Source organism: Prosthecobacter sp., from assembly GCF_020439865.1.
In the GTDB taxonomy this organism is placed as follows: Bacteria; Verrucomicrobiota; Verrucomicrobiia; order Verrucomicrobiales; family Verrucomicrobiaceae; genus Prosthecobacter.
This window is the reverse complement of sequence record NZ_JAGRPF010000212.1, coordinates 16,723-35,894: the sequence shown is the minus strand read 5'-3', so window position 1 is coordinate 35,894 and position 19,172 is coordinate 16,723. Positions and strand designations below refer to the sequence as shown.

Below are 19,172 nucleotides of genomic sequence, written 5' to 3'. Positions count from 1 at the left end.
GCGCCGCCTCACTGGGCCGCTCTCTCGCCTACTGCGGTCTCAGCACCGGTCTGGCCTTCGGCGCCCTGGCTACAGGCAGCAACCGCAGTCTAATCACCCTCGGGATGACCGCGATGATTGGTGTGCTCACCGTGCTGATCACCGCTGCCTTTGCCCTGCCATGGGTCTGGTTTCGCAGGAAAAGTTGACGATTCAAACCCGTGACTTTACTCCCACGGCAGTTCACGGGGTCTGCGTGGCCGTTTCCAGAGTTTGTTGGCCGCCACCCCCGCCACGGCCGCGAGGAGCATCATGCAAACAAACATCGCCTCCACGGTCCAAAGGCCGCTCAATGAGCTCGCGACCCCTGAGAAGAACTTTCCCACGGCGAAAACAACGTCCAAAACGGTGGTGAACATCCGAATGATCGTTTCCATGGAGGAAGACTGGAATGCGACCGCGTGCGCCTCAAAACCTTCGCAGTGACGATTCACTCACTGACTTTTTGGTCACATTGGACCCGGGCGGCCCCCGGCTCCGACCCCCAATTTTCGCTGGCGCAACCCTTCGGACCGGCTACTATCCGCCCCTCTCTCACGAGATGGTGACCGTAGTTCAAAGGTAGAGCCCCAGATTGTGATTCTGGTTGTTGCGGGTTCGAATCCCGTCGGTCACCCCACTTTCCTCTAGAGTGCGGCCGGAGTTCCGGCTACAACACGCACTCATGCAAACGCTGGAGCAAGTCATCGGCCACACCTTTCAGGATCCCGCCCTGCTCCAGCTCGCCCTCACACACGGCAGCGTTGGCTACGAGTCACAGCGTGCCCAGGCCGACAACCAGCGTCTCGAATTCCTCGGTGACGCCGTCCTGCAGCTCACCCTGTCACATTTGCTTTTCCAAAAGCTCCCGCAGGCCGACGAGGGTGTTCTGACCCAGGCCCGCTCCCAACTTGTTTCTACCAAGGCCCTCGCCCGCATTGCTCGTCGCATCGGCCTTGGGGTTCATCTGCGCATGGGACGTGGCGAGGAAGCCAACGGTGGTCGTGACCGCGAATCCACGCTTGCCGATGCATTGGAAGCTGTGGCCGGAGCCATTTATCTCGATGCAGGGAGTGATGCAGCCCGGCAATTCTCTTCACTCCTGTTTGCCGAGGATCTCGAAGCCCTGAATCGCGGCCCCCTCGACATCAATCCCAAGGGACAGCTTCAAGAACTCATTCAGTCCGTGGGGACAGAACCGCCGCTCTATGAGATCATCGACTCCGAGGGTCCTGACCATGCAAAAAATTTCGTCGCCGCTGTTTCCTGGCAAGGTACGCGACTCGGACAAGGCAGTGGCCGCAGCAAAAAAGAGGCAGAAGTACAGGCCGCTCAGACAGCCCTCACGAATACGGCTCTGCGAGAACTTCTGCGAACAACTCGTGAAAAGCTTGGCCAACAAACGACCCCGGCATGCGAGCAAGCGTGAACAATCCGAGTTGTTCCTGCTCACTCACATTTTCTGCCAGAACCCTTCACACAACGTGCGGCCGTGGAACCCGCTTGTTTGCAGGGCGGAACACAGTTGTTGAACTTGTTCGCACTCCTTACGGATAAGAGTATTCAGGCAACCAGCTTCATCCCAATCATAAGAGCTGGGAACAACTGTTCTTGGACTCCCTCACTTTAGCGGCCAGAACAACGGCACCATCGTCAGGATGATGATCAGCGCGATGAGCGTCAGGCCACTGCCGACTTTGAGGAAATCACTGAAGCGATATTTGCCGGGGCCATAGACGAGGATGCAGCTCGGCTCGAAAGGCGTGAGCACGGAAACGGAGGCGCTCAACATGATGCCAATGGCAAAGGAACGCGCGTTGGCTCCCATCGAAACAGCCGACTGCATGGCCACGGGCAGGACCACGAGCGCAGCCGCTGCGTTCGACATCGGTTGCGTCAGGATGACCGTAAGTAGGCAGAAACCGGCGAACACGGCAAAGACGCCCATGGGTTGCATAGTCGAGGTAATCGCATCTGCCACAAGCACCGCCGCTCCGGAACTCTTCATGGCTTCACCAAACGCCAGCATGCCGCCAATGAGAATGAGCAGCCGCCAGTCGATGTTCTCGTAGGCATTCTCGAGACTGATGCAGCGCATGAAAACAGCGAGCATGGCCACGAGCACAAATGCGATGGTGTCAGGCAGCCAGCCGAGACTGCTTGCCAGCACAGCTAAGGCAAAGGCCCCAAGCAAAAGGAAACCGCGCTTCTGGGTCTCGGCGTTGAACACATGCTGGGTGATCACGACCATCTCACCGCTTTCCTCGAAATCGCGGAACCGCTCCTGTGGTCCTTGAAGCAAAAGCAAGTCCCCAGCCTGCAGTTTTTCATCCGCCATGTGGTGCATGAGCGAACGGTCACCGCGCATGAGAGCGAGCACAGAAAAGCCTGACCGTTGGCGGAAGTGACTTTCCCTCAAGGACCGGCCAACTAGGCTCGAACGTTGAGTCAGCACGACTTCGGCCACCTGCGCCGCACTGGTATCAATGCCCGAATTGCGCAGCGTCGCGTCTTCCACAATATCGAGACCCTCGATCTTCTTCACTTTGATGAGGTTCTCCACCCTGCCCGCGATCAGCACGATATCGCCCTCTTCGAAGCTGAGGTGCCGTGAAGGGGTGAGCTTCTGATCATTGCGACGGATTTGCAGCACCTGGAACTCCATGGCGGAGAAATCAGAATCAAAGATCTTTTGATCGATGAGGGGAGACTCTGTCAACACAACCACCTCCGCGAGGTATTCGCGAATGCCGTCCTTGCTCTTGTCTGCGCCCCGCCCGCGACCCGAGAGAAAACGCGCACTGGCAAACGTCAGGTAAAGAATCCCTGAGATGAGGATCAGAATGCCGATGTGAGTGAACTCAAACATGTGCAACGGCGTCATGCCCATGCGTTTGATGACGCCGCTTACCGCCACATTGGTTGACGTGCCGATCAGGGTGCAGGTACCTCCCAAGATCGAGGCGAAGGCCAACGGCATGAGCAGACGCGACGGCGCCATGTTCAAACGGCGGGCAAGGCCGATGACCGGACCCACAAACACGGCGGTCACCGTGGTGTTGTTCATGAAGGCTGAGATGACGCCTACGGCGGCCATTAGTACGGCGGAAAGCATCGCGGGCTGACCGCCCAGCCGTCGTGCCAGGAAACTGCACAGAGCGTCCAGCACCCCAGAATCGCGCAAGGCGGCGCCGATCACAAAGATCGCCGCCAGCATGATGATCACCCGGTCGCCAAAGCCGGCGAAAGCCCGGTCCACGGTGAGGATTCCGGTCAGCACCAGCACGCAAAGCATCGACAGCGCCACCATGTCCACGGAGATCTTCTCAGTGGCGTAGGCAATGACGACAGCGACAAGCAGTCCGATGACGATCCAAGCTTCCATTTTGGCCGCACCTGTGGCGCAGGGAAATGACGTGCTCAAGGAACAAGCCGCACCAACTTCAAACATCTTTTGGCGCAATGTTTTGGAAGCATGACCGTCCGGTTTGCGTTATTTCGCGTCCAGCCATCATGCAGATCTTTTCCCGTGTCCTTCTCGCCGTTTTCGTCTCCAGTTTGTCCGCCTTTGCGGCGCCTCGTGCCGAACATGTGTTCATCATCAGCATCGACGGCGGCAAGCCGGCGGTCATCGCGGAGAGCGAAACGCCGACCTTGAAGAAGATCGCCGCCGAAGGCGCGGTGACTTGGGAGGCAAGCACGATTTTTCCGTCGATCACCCTGCCCTCGCACACCTCCATGCTCACCGGAGTCGGACCGGACAAACATCAGATTTCGTGGAACGCCTACACGCCGATCAAAGGCTTCGTGAAGGTGCCGACCGTGTTTTCGTTGCTCAAGGCCGCTGATCCAAAGGCCGTCACCGGCATGTTCGTCGGCAAGATCAAGTTCCGTCACCTCTGGCTCAAAAACACGCTGGATGTCTTCGACTTCGGCGGACCGCAGGATCCCGCGCCCGTGGCGGGTACGCAGGAGATCGAGAAGGACAAGAAGCCTTCGCAGATGGTGGCTAAACAGGCTGCGCCTTGGATCAAAGAGAACAAGCCGCGCCTGTGCTTCATTCATTTCGCCGATCCAGACACCGCCGGTCACAAAAGTGGCTGGGGTTCTCCTGAGCAGAAGGAAGCATTGAAAGTGACCGATCAGGCGCTCTGGCAGGTGTGGCAGGCCATCAAAGATGCGGGCATCGCGGATTCCAGCGTCATGATCATCAGCGCCGACCACGGCGGCCACGACAAGACACATGGCCTCAATACTCCTGACGACATGATCATTCCCTGGGTCGCTTGGGGCAAAGGTGTGAAAAAGAATTTCACCATCACGGACAAGGTCACCACCTACGACACTGCCGCCACAGCACTGTGGCTGCTGGACTTGCCTGTGCCTGCGGAATTCGACGGCAAGCCGGTGACGAGTGCGTTTGAGTGATCAGGCGGCAGGTCGATTGATGCGGAGAATCTGGACGGCCGACACCAGAATGGTGCCACACAAGACCAAGCGCACAGAGCTCCAAAGCATGCCTTTGCCGGCCTCGCTCGCTCCATTTGCAACGTCGAGGAAGTAGTCTCCGATGTGGATCGCGGACACCACGCTGCCGAGAATCAACAGAACACAGGCAGATTTGAGCATCTTCGAGCCTCCGACTAGGAATCCGCCGCCGGCAAAACTCACGATGCAGAACACGGAGGCCAAAAGTTCCAGCAAGCCTAGATCAAACTTGAGGTAGAAGGGCAGCGTCACAAACGCCCAGTACACGCACCAGAGCGTCATAAGGATGGCGGGCATCAGGAGGCGCGTCTGCCACGTGCCGAATTCAGCTTGCCAGCGCTTCTGTTCATTTGCTGCGGCAAACTGGCTCTGGCAGCTGGCGATCTGTTCGTCGGTCAGCACTTTGCCCTTGATACGGTGGCTCCAGCACAGCGTGCAAAAGTCATCACGAAAGTCGGCAATTTTTCCGCAGTGCGCACATTTCTGGCGTGGAGTCATGACCGATGTTGCCGGGAAGCATTCCAAGTGTCAACACGCCCACGGCAACTCGGGGCGAACTTTCCTTGCCAAAGGGAATCTCTGTCCCTAACCTCGCGCTCCTTATGAGCGAAAAATCACCTGTGAACTGGGCGGCCCTCGAAGAGAAGCCGGAATTTCGTGCGCTGCTGGCGCGCAAAAAGGCGTTCATCGTTCCCGCCTTCCTGTTCTTCATGATTTACTACCTCGCGCTTCCGGTGCTGGTGGGCTACTTCCCTGAAGTGATGAAGACAAAGCTCTGGGGTGAGGTCAATGTGGCGTACGTCTTCGCCTTCTCGCAGTTCATCATGGCCTGGGTCATGGCCTGGCTCTACGTGCGCGTCGCCGCCAAGTGGGACAAAGCCGCCGCTGAAATCATTCACGGTCACGACTGAGCTTTCCCGATCTGACCCTTCACCCGTTTTCTCACTTTAACTTCGTCACTCTCGCCATGTCCGTCCCATTGATCATGTTCCTCGCCTTTGTCGGCCTCACGCTGCTTATCACCTTCTGGGCGGCGAAGCGCAACACAGGCGCCAGTGCTTACTTCGCTGCCGGCCGCAGCATCACCGGCTGGCAGAACGGCCTGGCGGTTGCAGGTGACTATATGAGTGCCGCCTCGTTCCTCGGCATCTCCGGAATGATCTGTTTCTCCGGTTACGACGGCTTCATGTATTCCGTGGGCTTCCTCGTCGCCTACATCACCGTGCTGCTGATTGTCGCCGAGCCTCTGCGCAATGCTGGCAAATACACCATGGCGGATTTGCTCGCCTATCGCATGAAGCCGCGTCCGGTGCGTGCACTTGCCTCGCTCAGCACGCTCGTTGTCTCCACGTTTTATATGATTGCGCAGATGGTGGGCGCGGGCGCCATCATCAAGCAGCTCATTGGCATTGAATTTGCCCCGGCGGTGATCGGGGTCGGCGTGCTGATGCTCGTCTATGTCGTGTTCGGCGGCATGCTGGCCACCACCTGGGTGCAGATCATCAAGGCTTTGCTGCTCATGGCCGGCGCAATCCTCCTGAGCTATCTCGTCCTCCAGTTCCACGACTTCAGCTTCACCAAGTTCTTCAATGCTGTTTCTCATGCTGACTACGGCGGCAGTGCCGATCCGAAAAATCTCATGGAACCTGGATTGAAGTACGGTGTCGCGGTCGCAGGACCATGGGGACCGTTGGATCTCGTTTCATTGTGCATCGGTCTTGTGCTCGGCACCGCAGGTCTGCCGCACATCCTCGTGCGCTTTTACACCGTGCCGGATGCGAAAACGGCCCGCTCCAGCGTGGTGTGGGCCATGGCCATCATCGGTCTGTTCTACATCATGACCACCTTCTTCGGTTTCGGTGCGGCCACCATTCTCAAGAAAGCACTCATCACCACTGCGGCGGGCAAACCAGACACCAACATGGTCGCGCCGATCCTCGCCCAGGTGCTTGGCGGAGAGTTGTTCTTCGCCTTCATCAGCGCGGTCGCCTTTGCCACCATCCTCGCTGTTGTTGCCGGTCTCACCATGAGCGCCAGCGCCAGCTTCGCCCATGACTTTTTCACGAACGTCATTCACCACGACAAAGAACACCGGCCAGGCGAGGAAATTCGCGTCGCCCGCATCACCGCGTTCTGCGTGGGGGGTGCCAGTATCGCACTGGCCATTTATCTTGGGCCCAGCGTGAACGCCGCCTTCCTCGTCGGCCTTGCGTTCTCCGTCGCCGCGTCGGCCAACCTGCCGGTGATCGTGCTCAGCGTCTTCTGGAAACGCTTCAATACTGCGGGCGCCGTCGCTGGGCTCGCCGTGGGTCTCGTCGCCTCCATCGTGCTGATCCTGCTCAGCCCCAGTGGCATTTACGGTAAAGAAGCCCCCTTCCCGCTCAGCAATCCTGGCATCGTCAGCATTCCGATCGGTTTCCTTGCCGCCTGGCTCGGCACCATTCTCACCGCCCGCGATCCGGAGGCCGAAGCCAAGTTCATCGAACTCAAAGTTCGCGCCCACACCGGCCTCGGTGCCGAGAAGGCGACGGCGCATTGATGATCGACATCTTTACGTGCAGCACGGGCAAGGCTGCACGAAATGCCCCGGTGATACCTCCTTGAGGCTCAGGTCCATCTTCGTGCTCTCCTCCCACTTCGGATGCTTCATTCGATGGCCGAAGGCGCAGCCGGCGGGAGGATTGATAGGAGATGGGACGTCACCTTGGAGAAGCTGACGTTGGCGTCGCTTGGCAGGATCGGGCACTGGAATGGCGTCCAGCAGCGCTTTGGTGTAGGCGTGGCGCGGGTTGTGGTAGAGTTCCTCGGCGGGTGCCATTTCGACGATCTTGCCGAGGTACATCACGGCTACACGGTCGCTCATGTGTTTAACCACGCTGAGGCCGTGGGCGATGAAGAGGTAGCTCAGGCCCATGTCACGCTGGAGATCGAGCAGCAGGTTGAGAACTTGGCTCTGCACCGAGACATCGAGGGCCGATACAGGCTCGTCGCACACGATGAGCTTCGGCTTCAAGGCGATCGCGCGTGCGATGCCGATGCGCTGACGCTGGCCGCCGCTGAACTCGAAGGGAAAGCGATCGGCGGAAGCGGAGCTGAGGCCGACTTTGTCAAGGAGATCGAGCACCCACTTCCGGCGTTCGTCTTTCGTGCCGAGCTTTTGCACGATGAAGGGCTCCTCCAAAATGTCGCGCACCGTGTGGCGAGGGTTCAGCGACTCGGCAGGATCCTGGAAAATCATCTGCATGTACCGGCGCAGCGGACGGATGGATCCCATCGAGGCCTGGGTGATGTCATGACCTTCGAAATCAATCGAACCACCGGTCGGCTTGAGCAGGCGCACGATCGATTTGCCGAGCGTGGTTTTGCCGCAGCCCGATTCGCCGACGAGACCGAGCGTCTCGCCTTCACCGAGCGAGAAACTCACGCCGTCCACCGCCTTGCACGAGGCCACGGCACGGCGCATCACACCACCACGGACGGGGAAATGCTGCTGGAGGTTTTTGACGGTCAGGAGGCTCATGCGACGCAGATGGGGCAGTGCTCGACGAAATGGTTTGGCGCGATCTCAGTGATCGGTGGGCGGGTGGTGAGATGCGCGTGGGTATGCTCACGGCCGGAGCGTTCCGCGAAGCGGCAGCCGGGCTTGAAGTCGGCAATGCCGGGCACGTTGCCGGGGATCGCCTTGAGAAGCGTCTTGGGTGTGCTGTCGAGGCGCGGAATGCTGTCGAGCAGACCCTTCGTGTAGGCATGACGCGGATTGGCAAAGAGATCGAAGACGCCGGCCTGCTCAACGATGCGCCCCGCATACATGACAGCGACTTCGTCACACACTTCGGCGATGACGCCGAGATCATGCGTGATGAGGATGACGCTCATGCCCATCTCCTTCTGCAGATCTGCGATGAGATCGAGAATCTGCGCCTGCACGGTGACATCAAGCGCGGTGGTGGGCTCGTCGGCGATGAGAAGCTTCGGCTTGTTGATCAGCGCCATGGCGATCATCACGCGCTGACGCATGCCGCCGCTGAGCTGGTGCGGGTATTCATTGAGACGCTGCTCGGGTGCAGGAATGCGCACCTTCTTCATCATGTCGATGCTGCGTGCCAGCACCTCTGCTTTGTCGCATTGTGTGTGAAGAAGAATGGCCTCGGCAAGCTGGCGGCCGACGGTCTGCACCGGATTCAGCGCGGTCATCGGCTCCTGGAAAATCATGCTGATGTCGTTGCCGCGTACCTTCTGCATGTCTTCGAGCGGGGCGGACACGAGATCGCGTCCTTCAAATCGGATGCTGCCGCCGAGAATCTTGCCATGCGGCTGAGGAAGCAGGCGTGTGATGGAAAAGGCGGTGACGCTCTTGCCACAGCCGGACTCCCCGACAATGCCGAGCGTCTTCCCGCGCGGGACATCAAAGCTGACACCGTCCACCGCGGTCATGCGGCCCGCGTCCGTGTCGAACGCGGTGACGAGGTCGCGGACCTCAAGAATGCTGGAGGTGCTGCTGCTCATTTCGCTTTGTAAGCATCGAAGATGCGGAGGGTTTCACCGAAGTCGCGGCCGGTGCGCATGGCTTCCTTCGTCTCGCGTTTGATGTCTTCATCAATCCAAAACATGTGCGCGTCGATCGGCTCGCGGCTTTTGCGTGCATTGCCGTTTTTCGGCCACTGCACCCAGCGCCAGGTGAGGTAGCGGTAGAAAGGAGACTCCCATGCTGGAATAACGCAGGCGCGGTCTTCGATCAGCTTGGCAAGCTTCCACGAAAGCTCGCGCACCTCTTCCTCGGTCTTGGCTTTGCGATGCTGGTCGATGAGCGGATCAAGCGCAGGATCGGCAGTCTGGGTGATGTTGTTCGTATCGGTGACGACTTCGCGTTTGCCGTCCTTGCCGATCTTGAAGGCGTTGTCGCTGTGGTAGTCGTCCCAGAAGCGCGGGTAGGGAGGCTGGGCGCCGAAACCGGCGAAACCCATCTCGTGGTTCTTCTGGTCGAGCTTTTTATACATCTGCGTGGCATCGAGTCCCTCAATGTTCATCTCCAGCCCGGCCTTTTTGGCTTCCTCCTTCAGGCGCAGCATGATCGGTGTGATGGTGCCCGAGTTGAAAGTGGTGAGCGTGAAGGAAAGCCGTTTGCCTTCGGCGTTCATGAGAATGCCGTCAGGTCCGGCTTTAGTAAAACCCGCCTTCGCGAAATGTTCACGGGCCTTCACCGGATCAAACGGGCGCGCCCGGAGATCGGGGTTGGTGAACTTGCCGTAGCCGGAGACGGTGCTGTTCATGCGCGTTTTGTCACCGCGGAAGTCCACATCGATGACCTTCTGAAAGTTCATCGCGTAGTTGATGCCGAGGCGAATGTCGAGGTTGTCGAGGAACGGTTTGCTCTCGTTGATGCGGATGCCCCAGGTGACCTGCGGATACTCGTTGTAGAAGACGTGCCGCTCAATATAGCCGTGGTAGATCTCGGGAATCTCCGTCTTGTCATACCAGTAGCGCGGCAGGCCGGCGAGGTAGTAGTCGAACTGCCCCTGGCGGAACATCTCGAAAGCCTTGTCCGGGCTGGCGATGATCTTGTACTCGAGGAAGTCACAGTTGAAGATGTAGCGGTAGTGCTTCAGGTCGCGCGCCCACCAGTCCTTCACCCGACGCATCGTGATGGAACGGCCACGCTTCATCAGATCTGGATCGATCACATACGCGCCAGTCACAGGGCAGATGCGCCATTGGTAACGTGCGGGAAAGTCCGGTCCGAACTCGCGGTAAAAGTACTGCGGGCTTGGAGGAATCATCGCATACCAGATCGGATCGGGCTTGGGCTCCGGGATTGTGATCGAGAATGTCTTGTCGTCGTACTTGGTGATCGCCGCGTACTCCTTTTTGTACCAGTCATTGTACCAAGGATCCTTGATGTTCGGACTGGTCATGACGAAGAAGGTCATGAAGAAGTCTTCAACCTCGACGGGATGACCGTCAGAGTAGGTCAGCGTGTCCTGCAGCCGGAAATAGACCGTCTTGCGATCTTCAGAAACGGCCCACTCCTTCGCCAGGCCGGGAATCCACACATCCTCGTCGGGATGACGCGTGATCAGGCTGATCTCGATGTTGTCGTGATGCTCGCCGCGGAAGGTGTTGTTCGCATCCGGACCGACCTTGCGGAAGGTGGGTGGGAATGTCGGATGCCAGTCGTGGAAAGTGCCGCCTTTCTTGGCGCGCGGGTCGCCAAATTCAGGAACGTCGGCCGCATTCTCCCACTTCAGATCTGCGGGAAGATCTGCGGCGGTTTTCCATTGGAAGAAATCCGGCTTCGACTTCCAGTAGGCCTTAACTTCCTCGGTGTTGTCATACGGCGGGAAACGAGTGTCTTCGCTTTTGGAGCACGAAGAGAGCAGAGAGCCGACCGCCACGGCCATCAGTGCGAATCGAATCGAAACGCGCCGATCTTTGCTCTTTGCTGGTCGTTCCTGGATCATTTGTAGGTCGTGAACTTTTTCGGATCAAAGGCCTCGCGCACCGCTTCACCGACGAACGTGACGAGCACGAGAACCATGGTCATGGCGAAGAACGCGCTGCTGACGATCCAGGGATAATTGAAATCTTCCGTGCCTTCATGCAGCAGGCGGCCCCAACTCGGTTCTTCCGGCGGCAGGCCGAAACCGAGGTAATCCAGCGCGGCAAGCGAGGTGATGATCGCCGACACTTCGAACGGTGCGAGTGTCACCAGGATGGCGATGCTGTTGGGCAGGATGTGTTTGAAGATGATGCGGCCGGTGCTGGCACCGAGAAGCCGGGCGGAGGCAACATAGTCGCGCGCTTTTTCCTTCAGCGCCGCCGTGCGGATGTAGATCGTCGTGCCCATCCAGCTGAACAGAGCGATGATCACTACCAGCAGGAAAAGATTCGGGCTCACGATCGAGCTGACGATCATCACGATGAACAAAAAGGGCAGCACGGACCAGATTTCGATCAAACGCATGCCGATGATGTCCGTCGTTCCGCCGAAGTATCCCAGCAGTCCGCCTGCGGCGACGCCGACAACGAACACAAAGGTTACAAACAAAATCGCCGCGATGATCGCCTGCTGCCAGCCGCCAAACAGGATCGCCAGCACATCGCCGCCGATGGAAGTCGTGCCGAGAAAATGCCGATGTGTCAGCGACGGCGGAGAGGGAGGATACACAACCGTAAGCATGGTGTCAGCGGCCTGCGACTCCAGGGCTGCCGCTTTGCCGTCGGTGTAGTCGGTGTAAGAGATGCGACGGCCTTTCTCGAATGTGGCCTTCTCCACCTGCTCGTTGTTCGCGTCCCAGCCGCGCATCTCGCCTTGTCTCAAACCGTGGCGGTACACCCACTCCTGCCGTTTCTGCTGCGGATTGTCACGAAACAGCGTGTAGGCGCGGCCGTCGAAGGGCTTCGATTCGCTCGCCCGGTACGCCAGACCGTCACGTATGACCACTTCCTCGATGATCTCTGGCGTGTCGAGCTTGGCATCGTAAGGAACGAGAGGTAGCAGTACCCAGTTGGCAGATTTGGATTCGCGGAACTGACGCTGTAGTTCGCGGTAGTCGGTTTCGGATTCGTCCTTGAGGCCGAACGTCGTCGCTGGCAGGACATCGGTGACAAACGGGAAGTAGAGTTTGCCTTCGTAGCGAACCATCAGCGCGCGTTTGCCGACAATCAGCGTATCGAGCGATGCCACTCCCACCAGCGCGAGCAGGATCAGAAAGGAAACGTAACCGCGCCGGATGTCACGGAAGCGGCGGAACTGTTTCAAGGTCAGCGGACTCCAATGCCACTGACGCTGCCCGCGCCAGAGCAGCCAGCCGCCCGTCAAGACGCAGATGCCGAGCAGAATCCACCCCAACCACGCGCCGCCGAGAAACGGCACTTTGAAAACCGGCACTGACAACGACAGCCAGCGAAACAACGCGCCTAGCGCCGCATACGCGAGAAGAGTGATGCCGGTGGTGCGAGGAGACATGGTTTATTCGAAGCGGATGCGCGGATCCGTGAGTGCCACAAAGTAATCGGAGAGGATGTTGCCCAGCATAAGCAGCACGACATCCACGACCAGAATGCCCATCACCAGCGGATAGTCGCGGTCGAGCAGGCTGTAGTATCCGAGAAGGCCGAAGCCGTTGATTTCAAAGATGAGTTCGATGAGCGTCGAACCCGCCACAAAGATTGAAACGATGTGTCCGAGTGTCGTCGCCAGCGGGATGAGGGAGTTTCGTAGCGCATGTCCGAGGACGGCACGTTTGAAGCCCGCTCCCTTTGCCACCGCCGTGCGCACGTAATCGGCGGCGAGGTTGTCCATCAGATTGTTTTTCACCAGCATCGTCATGAAGGCGAAGCTGCCGACCATGTAGCAGATCAGAGGCAGCACCGCGTGGTGGATCACGTCCCACGCTTTGCCTCCGACCGTCAGCGAATCGAAGTTTTCACTGACAAACCCGCCGGTGGGAAACCAGTTCAGCCGTGCTGCGAGGTACACCACCAGCACGCTCCCCAGCACGAAACCGGGGATCGCATAGCCGACGAAAATCAGGATCGAGCTCGCGTTGTCGATCACCGTGCGGTGTTTGATCGCTTTCAGAATGCCCAGCGGTATGCAGACAAGGTAGCTGATGATGAAGGTGACGAGGCCGTAGAAGATCGAGATCGGCATGCGATCGCGGATCATGTCCCACACATATTCATTGTAGCGCGTGGAGATGCCGAGGTTGCCTTGCAGCAGACCGTCGTAGGTCGGACGAAAGACCTGCACGCGTTCTTTTTCCTTCTCCAGCCGCGTGCGCCAGTTCGAAATGGCCGTTGCGTCCTCCGCCGAGAGCTTGCCATCGCGGGATACTTTGGCCTGTGTGGTGCGGTAGGCATTGTTTGGCTTCCATTGGTCGCGCGGCAGCAGTTCCTGCAGGGTCAGGGGCATCTCTGTCTTGTCCTTCTCGAACTTAATGAACTGCTTGTCGCCTTCTTTAGGCATGAGTCCGAGCCAGGCGAGGTAGGCCGGGAAAAACGGCCGGTCGAAACCATAGTAGGCGGCCATTTCCTCCTTCTGCTCCTCGCTGAGCGAGGCGCCTGCGTCCTTCATGCCACGCTCTCCCTGCTGTTGAGCCGCCTGTCGCAATGCTGCTTCCAATGGTCCGCCTGGCGTGATGCGCGTGATGAAAAAGACCACCATCGTCGCCCCGATCAAAGTCGGGATCATGAGCAGAAAGCGTCGGATGAAGTAGTCGCGCATGAGGCGGTGGTCGGGAGAAGTCCGGAAGTCTCCGACATTACGTTCGCGGGCACAAGGATTTGTGTGTGATTTGCGCGTGTTGACACGATTGCGGGCCTCATGGATCAATGGCGCCGGATGATCCGCCACCTGTTTATCTTCGTCCTCGGAGCCGCAATGACAGCCTGCCTCATCGGATGCGCGGATTCGTTTGCGATCAAAAACGAAGCGGTGCCGGCGGAACTGGAGCAGAAGCTTCATGCGCAGGCGGTGCCGGCATCGGAGCTCAAGTTGACGAAAGCAGGTCTCAACGTCCGTACGGTGAGCGTGCCGCCATCGGAAGGTGTTCTCAAAGTGCCGATGTACTATGAGAACGGCATTCCGCACATCAAAGTCAGTCTCAACGGTCGCAAGCCGAAGAAGTTCATGCTCGACACCGGGGCGACGTTCAGTGTCTTTGATGCCGAACAAGCCGTGGAGTACGGATTGCGGACGGTGCCCCAGGTGCGTCCGACGATGGCGGGGGTGCTGGGCCGTGAGCCGGGCATGGCGGCATTGATCCCGACGGTACAAATCGGCACGTGGCGGCTGGAGAACCTGCCCTGCATCATTCGCATGCAACGCACCGCCTGGGGAAGCGGCATTCTCAAGGAGCATCTGGGGGTCTCCGTGTTGGGCGTGCAGATGGCCGCCAACCACTGCAAATATCTCACGCTTGATTTTTTAAAGGGACAGGTCGAGTTCGGTTTCACCCGAAGTTATCCGGGACAAGTGCGCAAACACCTGCACAAGACCAACCTCAGCATGAAAAGCGGTGTGCCAACGACGGTGTTGAAATTTGGCAGAGTCTCCTGGGAGGCGGTGGTCGATTCAGGTTCGGTCTTCGGGGTGCAGTTGGATCAGCGCGTGGCCCAGGTGCTCGGGTATAAAAACGGAGGCTGGAACGTGGGCGGAAACTACCTGATCACCGGCGTGGGTGGTGCGCAGACGCCGAAGGATGCGAGCGTGCGTGTGCTGGAGTTCCAAGCCCTCGGATTGTTTGGGTCCTACTACCCATTCGCCGAGGTGGATGTGATGCCCGGGCCGTCTCGATTAGGGACCTACCTCCTGGAAGACTATCGGGTGACGTTGGACTTCGAACGCAAGCTTCTGTGGATCGAGTGGGGTTGAGACGAAAGGTCGAAGTACCCCCTCAAAAGGCACTTTTTTGCGACAGGTTCGCAACAGGACAAGCCTTGCGCACAAAAGTTCAAAAAAAACAAGATGACAGTTGCAAACTCACGGACGCATCCCTATTCTGATTTCCCTTGTGAAATTTTTCACAAGCTCATCTGCCGACACTTTCTATGGGTAACTTTTTTCCGCGTTGGACCAACTGGCTGCCGCTCAAGCTCGCCATTGCCGTCGTGTTCATTGCCTTCGGCGTGAGTGTCGGCGTCGCCTACTACTTCACACCGAAATACACTCGCGTAGGTTATGAACCGACGCAGCCGGTGCCGTTTTCACACAAGATTCACGCCGGTCAGTTGGGCCTCGACTGCCGTTACTGCCACAGTTTTGTCGAAAACTCGAGTCACTCGAACGTGCCGACGAACCAGACCTGCTTCAACTGCCACGGCCCAGGAAAGGGCAACATTCGCAGCAATTCTCCCAAGCTGGCGATGGTGGTCAAAGCCAACGAGACTGGCAGCTCCATCCCATGGGTGAAGGTCCATAAAGCTCCTGATTACGTCTATTTCAACCACAGCGCCCATCTCAACCGCGGCATTTCCTGCGTGTCCTGCCATGGCAAGATCAATGAGATGGAAGTCGTCCGCCACGATCAGCCACAGTCGATGGGCTGGTGCCTTGACTGCCATCGCAACCCTGAGAAAAACCTGCGTCCCCTCGAGTTCGTCACCAACCTGAACTACAAGGCTGGCGATCTGACCCGTGCCGACTTCTACAAAGGCCTGCTCGACAAGAAAATCCCGGCTGGCGAAATCGCCAAAACCATCGGTGGCGAAGGTTCCAAAGCGGACAACCTCGATCAGCTCCTCGCTCTCGCCGAGAAAACCTACGGCAAACAAGTGACCCAGACGGAAGTGGGCACCCAGATCAAGAAGCACTGGCAGATTCAACCGCCGGAGAACTGCACCGCCTGCCATCGCTAACCCCCGCGCCCCTTTTCCTGACACATGAAACGCATTTGGAAGCATCCTGAGGAGCCGCAGAACGCCAAGCGCTACTGGCGCAGTGTCGCCGAACTGGATCGTCGTGAAGATTTCTTGAAGAATCTGGGTCGTGAGTTCCCCGAAGGTGACACTTTGACCGAAGACGAGCGTGAGAACAGCCGTCGTGAGTTTTTGAAGATCATGGGTGCCAGCGTGGGCATGATGGGTCTGGCCAGCTGCCGCCGTCCGCTCACCAATATCCTTCCCTACACCCAACACGTCGAGTGGATGGTGCCGGGCAAGTCCCTGCTGTACGCTACCACTATGCCGCGCAGCAGTGGTGCCACGCCGTTGGTCGTCACCACGCACGAAGGCCGCCCAACTCATGTCTCGGGCAATCCACTTCATCCTCTCGGCGGCGGCATTGACACCTTCGCGCAGGCCTCCGTGCTTGATCTCTACGACCCTGAGCGTTCTCAGAAGCCTCTCGGCGCTGGCAAAGAACTTTCCTGGGCCAAGGCGAACGAACTGATTGCCGCCGCTGTGGCTCAGGCGAAAAAGTCTTCAGGCGGCAGCCTCGGTATCGTTGCCGGTGCCACGACTTCGCCGACGTATCTCCGTTTGCTGGGCGAATTGAAAACCGCCTATCCGCAGGTGAAGCTGTTCCAATACGAGGCAGTCGGCGGCGAAGGCCAGACTGCGGCCAACAAGGAAGTTTTTGGCGCCGGGGTGAAGCCCTTTGTGAAGCTCGGCTCTGCGATGCGCATCCTCTCATTGGACTGCGATTTCCTCGGTGTTGATCCGGTTGCGGGCGAGCCGATTTCTGCTTTCACCAAGCATCGTGCCAAGGAAGCGAAGACGGCGGACATGAACCGCCTCTACGTTCTCGAAAATCGCTACACCCTCACGGGCGGCATGGCCGATCATCGCAAGCCGATCCCTGCGAGCTTGATCCCGGTCGCTGCAGCATTGATCGCCTCCGAACTCGGCGATGCATCTGCGAAGGCTCTTGCTGACACGGCACCTGCCGGTCTCAAGGAGTGGATCGCCCCTGCGGTTCGCGATTTGATCGACAACAAGGGCAAGGCCGTCGTTCTCGCTGGCTCCCGCTATGGCGCGGAAGTGCACGCGCTCGTCGCCTCCATCAACAACGCGCTCGGAGCATTTGGTTCCACGATCGAGCTGCTTCAAGGCACCCAGGCTCCTGAAATGGGCGGATTTGCCGAGCTCCACGCCGCAGTTTCCGGTGGCCAGATCAAGACCCTCGTTTCGCTCACCCCGTCCAGCCTCTACCACGACGCTCCGGACGCCCAGGCATTTGCGAAGCTGATCACCGAAAAGGGAGTGAAGCTCATTCACGTCGGCATGCTGAAGAACAAGACAGCTCGTCATGCCGCGCTGCACATTCCGGCAGCCCACTATCTCGAATCATGGGGTGACGCCAGCGCTGCTGACGGCACCTACTCAATCGTTCAGCCGATGATCGCTCCGCTGTATGACGGTGCGAGCAAGATCGAAGTCCTTCTCGCTCTTCTGGGCCGCAAGAAACTCGGTCCAGTGGAAGCTGCGGCACCTGCGGCACCTGCGGCCGCTGGCGCGGCACCAGCTGCTCCGGCCGAAGACGCCGCCTACACCGCGGTGCGCGACACCTTTGCTTCGGTGGCAGGAAGCCTCGACGAGAAGAAGTGGAATTTTACCCTGCGTGATGGCTTCCTCAAAGGATCTTCCTTCGCCAAAGCCAGTGCTGCTCCGAACGTCGCTGCGGTGGCTGGAATCGTCGCCAAGGCCAAGCCGGCGGCGGCTCCGACCGACGACTCTCTCGAAGTCGTCCTCACCGTTGATTCGAGCGTCTATGATGGTCGCTACACGAACAACGCCTGGCTTCAGGAAGCGCCCGATCCGGTGACGAAGCTCACTTGGGACAACGCGGCGTGGATCGGTTCGGTCACCTTCCGTCGTCTGGGCCTGAAAGACGGTCAGCACGTCAAGATTTCCGTCGACGGTGTCGAAATCGAAATCCCGGCCATCGAGGCCCCCGGCCATGTTTCCAATTCCATCACCCTGCCCCTCGGCTATGGCCAGAAAGGCGTCGGCGTCGTGGGCAGTGGCCGTGGTGTGGACGCTTATGTGCTGCGCAAGCAGCCCGGCATGTTCGTCTTGAGCGGTGCCAAAGTGGAAGTGCTTCCGACCGTCGCAGAACTTGCGATCACGCAGGATCAGAACACGACCGAAGGACGTGCGGTGTTCCGCGAAGGAACGCTCGACACCTTCAACAAGGACGAGCATTTCGCCCAGAAGATCGGCATGGACGGGCACATCCCGGAAAACATCTCGTTCTACAAGGGCCAGGTCGGTGTGAAGTCGAAGGAAAATCCGGACGGATTCGACTACGCCAAGCATCACCAGTGGGGCATGACGATCGATCTCAGCAAGTGCATTGGTTGCACGGCTTGCATCGTTGCGTGCCAGAGCGAAAACAACATTCCGGTCGTCGGCAAGGATCAGGTCCGCAAGGGCCGCGTGATGCAGTGGATCCGCATGGACCGCTACTTTGCCGTGCCGAAGTGGGGCAAGAACGAAGTCGCCCAAGAAAGCACCTATGCGGTCGACAATCCGACACCTGAGCAGCTTGAGAACGCTGAAATGGTGCATCAGCCGATGGCCTGTCAGCAGTGCGAAGCAGCTCCGTGTGAAACTGTCTGCCCGGTTAACGCCACCGTCCACACTGACGACGGCCTCAACGCGATGGCCTACAATCGCTGCATCGGCACACGCTACTGCGCCAACAACTGCCCTTATACCGCCCGTCGTTTCAACTGGTTCGACTACAACAAGCGCAACCCGCTGATCGAGACTAAGGTCGCCGGCATCACGATGAACAATCTCTACGCCGGTCCGCTTGGCGAGAAGAAGGAAGACGAAAGCCTTCGCCTGCAGCGCAATCCGAACGTCACCGTCCGTATGCGCGGTGTCATCGAAAAGTGCACCTACTGCGTGCAGCGCATCGAGTCGGCCAAGATCCTCCAGAAGCAGGTTCAGCGCGACTCCAAGAACTTCCGCGTGCCGACCGACACGATCAAGACCGCCTGTCAGCAGTCCTGCCCGGCCGACGCCATCGTTTTCGGCGATCTGGCCGACAAGAAATCCGCTGTCGTCAAATCGAAGGCCTCTCCGCGTGACTACCAGGTGCTGAAGTACATCGGCACCCGTCCTCGGACGAGCTACCTCGCCCGCTTGCGCAATCCGAACCCGAAAATGCCCGGCGCGGAGAACATCGCCGTGTGGAGCAAAAACCAATTCTAATCCGG

16 protein-coding genes and 1 tRNA gene are annotated in these 19,172 nt (G+C 58.7%); 9 read left to right on the top strand and 8 right to left on the bottom strand.

The genetic code is table 11. The annotated features are described in order from the left end of the window. On the top strand, nucleotides 1-188 hold a 188-nt coding region (locus KDL09_RS22690), incomplete at its 5' end, for a hypothetical protein (RefSeq protein WP_294390317.1). Between the two features lie 18 nt (nucleotides 189-206). On the opposite strand, the gene KDL09_RS22685 is transcribed toward KDL09_RS22690, so the two are convergent. Continuing rightward, a complete protein-coding gene (locus tag KDL09_RS22685; RefSeq protein WP_294390314.1) occupies nucleotides 207-416 on the bottom strand; it encodes a hypothetical protein in 210 nt (69 codons plus the stop codon). A 167-nt stretch (nucleotides 417-583) separates the two neighbouring features. On the opposite strand from KDL09_RS22685, the gene KDL09_RS22680 reads away from it, so the two are divergent. Further along, a tRNA-His gene (locus tag KDL09_RS22680) sits at nucleotides 584-658 on the top strand. A 45-nt stretch (nucleotides 659-703) separates the two neighbouring features. After that, nucleotides 704-1,447, top strand: coding sequence for a ribonuclease III (gene rnc, locus KDL09_RS22675; RefSeq protein ID WP_294390311.1), 744 nt, complete (start codon nucleotides 704-706; stop codon nucleotides 1,445-1,447). A gap of 192 nt (nucleotides 1,448-1,639) precedes the next feature. Here rnc and KDL09_RS22670 read toward each other — a convergent pair whose 3' ends face one another. Then, nucleotides 1,640-3,442 carry an SLC13 family permease gene (locus KDL09_RS22670; RefSeq protein ID WP_294390308.1) on the bottom strand — a complete coding sequence of 601 codons (1,803 nt, stop codon included), beginning with the start codon at nucleotides 3,440-3,442 and terminating at the stop codon, nucleotides 1,640-1,642. 89 nt (nucleotides 3,443-3,531) lie between these two features. Between KDL09_RS22670 and KDL09_RS22665 the strand changes: the two genes are divergently transcribed. Further along, nucleotides 3,532-4,446 (top strand): alkaline phosphatase family protein, encoded by a 915-nt coding sequence (locus KDL09_RS22665; RefSeq protein WP_294390305.1) that lies wholly within the window; start codon nucleotides 3,532-3,534, stop codon nucleotides 4,444-4,446. On the opposite strand, the gene KDL09_RS22660 is transcribed toward KDL09_RS22665, so the two are convergent. Continuing rightward, entirely contained in the window at nucleotides 4,447-5,004 is a 558-nt protein-coding gene (locus KDL09_RS22660) for a hypothetical protein (protein ID WP_294390303.1), read from the bottom strand. Between the two features lie 104 nt (nucleotides 5,005-5,108). Between KDL09_RS22660 and KDL09_RS22655 the strand changes: the two genes are divergently transcribed. Both KDL09_RS22655 and KDL09_RS22650 read left to right on the top strand, forming a co-directional pair. After that, entirely contained in the window at nucleotides 5,109-5,417 is a 309-nt protein-coding gene (locus tag KDL09_RS22655; protein ID WP_294390300.1) for a DUF485 domain-containing protein, read from the top strand. A 56-nt stretch (nucleotides 5,418-5,473) separates the two neighbouring features. Continuing rightward, the gene (locus KDL09_RS22650; RefSeq protein ID WP_294390298.1) at nucleotides 5,474-7,045 is read left to right on the top strand and encodes a sodium/solute symporter; all 1,572 of its coding nucleotides are present in this window, start codon (nucleotides 5,474-5,476) and stop codon (nucleotides 7,043-7,045) included. 12 nt (nucleotides 7,046-7,057) lie between these two features. Here the strand turns inward: KDL09_RS22650 and KDL09_RS22645 are convergent, their stop codons facing one another. The 5 genes from KDL09_RS22645 to KDL09_RS22625 form a co-directional block, all read right to left on the bottom strand. Next, the gene (locus tag KDL09_RS22645) at nucleotides 7,058-8,026 is read right to left on the bottom strand and encodes an ABC transporter ATP-binding protein (protein WP_294390296.1); all 969 of its coding nucleotides are present in this window, start codon (nucleotides 8,024-8,026) and stop codon (nucleotides 7,058-7,060) included. Further along, entirely contained in the window at nucleotides 8,023-9,012 is a 990-nt protein-coding gene (locus KDL09_RS22640) for an ABC transporter ATP-binding protein (RefSeq protein WP_294390294.1), read from the bottom strand. The genes KDL09_RS22645 and KDL09_RS22640 overlap by 4 nt, the downstream gene beginning before the upstream one ends. Further along, a complete protein-coding gene (locus KDL09_RS22635; protein ID WP_294390291.1) occupies nucleotides 9,009-10,898 on the bottom strand; it encodes an extracellular solute-binding protein in 1,890 nt (629 codons plus the stop codon). Before KDL09_RS22635 ends, KDL09_RS22640 begins: the two co-directional genes overlap by 4 nt. Before the next feature lie 62 nt (nucleotides 10,899-10,960). Beyond that, nucleotides 10,961-12,472 (bottom strand): ABC transporter permease subunit, encoded by a 1,512-nt coding sequence (locus KDL09_RS22630; RefSeq protein WP_294390290.1) that lies wholly within the window; start codon nucleotides 12,470-12,472, stop codon nucleotides 10,961-10,963. 3 nt (nucleotides 12,473-12,475) lie between these two features. Beyond that, nucleotides 12,476-13,732 (bottom strand): ABC transporter permease, encoded by a 1,257-nt coding sequence (locus KDL09_RS22625; RefSeq protein WP_294390287.1) that lies wholly within the window; start codon nucleotides 13,730-13,732, stop codon nucleotides 12,476-12,478. A 117-nt stretch (nucleotides 13,733-13,849) separates the two neighbouring features. On the opposite strand from KDL09_RS22625, the gene KDL09_RS22620 reads away from it, so the two are divergent. The 3 genes from KDL09_RS22620 to KDL09_RS22610 all read left to right on the top strand — a co-directional run bounded on the left by KDL09_RS22620 (nucleotide 13,850) and on the right by KDL09_RS22610 (nucleotide 19,167). Then, nucleotides 13,850-14,881, top strand: a complete 1,032-nt coding sequence (locus KDL09_RS22620; protein WP_294390286.1) for a retropepsin-like aspartic protease — start codon at nucleotides 13,850-13,852, stop codon at nucleotides 14,879-14,881. 176 nt (nucleotides 14,882-15,057) lie between these two features. Further along, entirely contained in the window at nucleotides 15,058-15,864 is an 807-nt protein-coding gene (locus KDL09_RS22615) for a cytochrome c3 family protein (RefSeq protein ID WP_294390283.1), read from the top strand. Between the two features lie 24 nt (nucleotides 15,865-15,888). After that, nucleotides 15,889-19,167 carry a TAT-variant-translocated molybdopterin oxidoreductase gene (locus KDL09_RS22610; RefSeq protein WP_294390281.1) on the top strand — a complete coding sequence of 1,093 codons (3,279 nt, stop codon included), beginning with the start codon at nucleotides 15,889-15,891 and terminating at the stop codon, nucleotides 19,165-19,167. Nucleotides 19,168-19,172: the final 5 nt, after the last annotated feature.

Coding starts and splice junctions, on each gene's coding strand:
- KDL09_RS22685 (WP_294390314.1), bottom strand. CDS start 416: ATGGAAACGATCATTCGGATGTTCACCACCGTTTTGGACGTTGTTTTC.
- rnc (WP_294390311.1), top strand. CDS start 704: ATGCAAACGCTGGAGCAAGTCATCGGCCACACCTTTCAGGATCCCGCC.
- KDL09_RS22665 (WP_294390305.1), top strand. CDS start 3,532: ATGCAGATCTTTTCCCGTGTCCTTCTCGCCGTTTTCGTCTCCAGTTTG.
- KDL09_RS22660 (WP_294390303.1), bottom strand. CDS start 5,004: ATGACTCCACGCCAGAAATGTGCGCACTGCGGAAAAATTGCCGACTTT.
- KDL09_RS22655 (WP_294390300.1), top strand. CDS start 5,109: ATGAGCGAAAAATCACCTGTGAACTGGGCGGCCCTCGAAGAGAAGCCG.
- KDL09_RS22650 (WP_294390298.1), top strand. CDS start 5,474: ATGTCCGTCCCATTGATCATGTTCCTCGCCTTTGTCGGCCTCACGCTG.
- KDL09_RS22645 (WP_294390296.1), bottom strand. CDS start 8,026: ATGAGCCTCCTGACCGTCAAAAACCTCCAGCAGCATTTCCCCGTCCGT.
- KDL09_RS22640 (WP_294390294.1), bottom strand. CDS start 9,012: ATGAGCAGCAGCACCTCCAGCATTCTTGAGGTCCGCGACCTCGTCACC.
- KDL09_RS22630 (WP_294390290.1), bottom strand. CDS start 12,472: ATGTCTCCTCGCACCACCGGCATCACTCTTCTCGCGTATGCGGCGCTA.
- KDL09_RS22625 (WP_294390287.1), bottom strand. CDS start 13,732: ATGCGCGACTACTTCATCCGACGCTTTCTGCTCATGATCCCGACTTTG.
- KDL09_RS22620 (WP_294390286.1), top strand. CDS start 13,850: ATGATCCGCCACCTGTTTATCTTCGTCCTCGGAGCCGCAATGACAGCC.
- KDL09_RS22615 (WP_294390283.1), top strand. CDS start 15,058: ATGGGTAACTTTTTTCCGCGTTGGACCAACTGGCTGCCGCTCAAGCTC.
- KDL09_RS22610 (WP_294390281.1), top strand. CDS start 15,889: ATGAAACGCATTTGGAAGCATCCTGAGGAGCCGCAGAACGCCAAGCGC.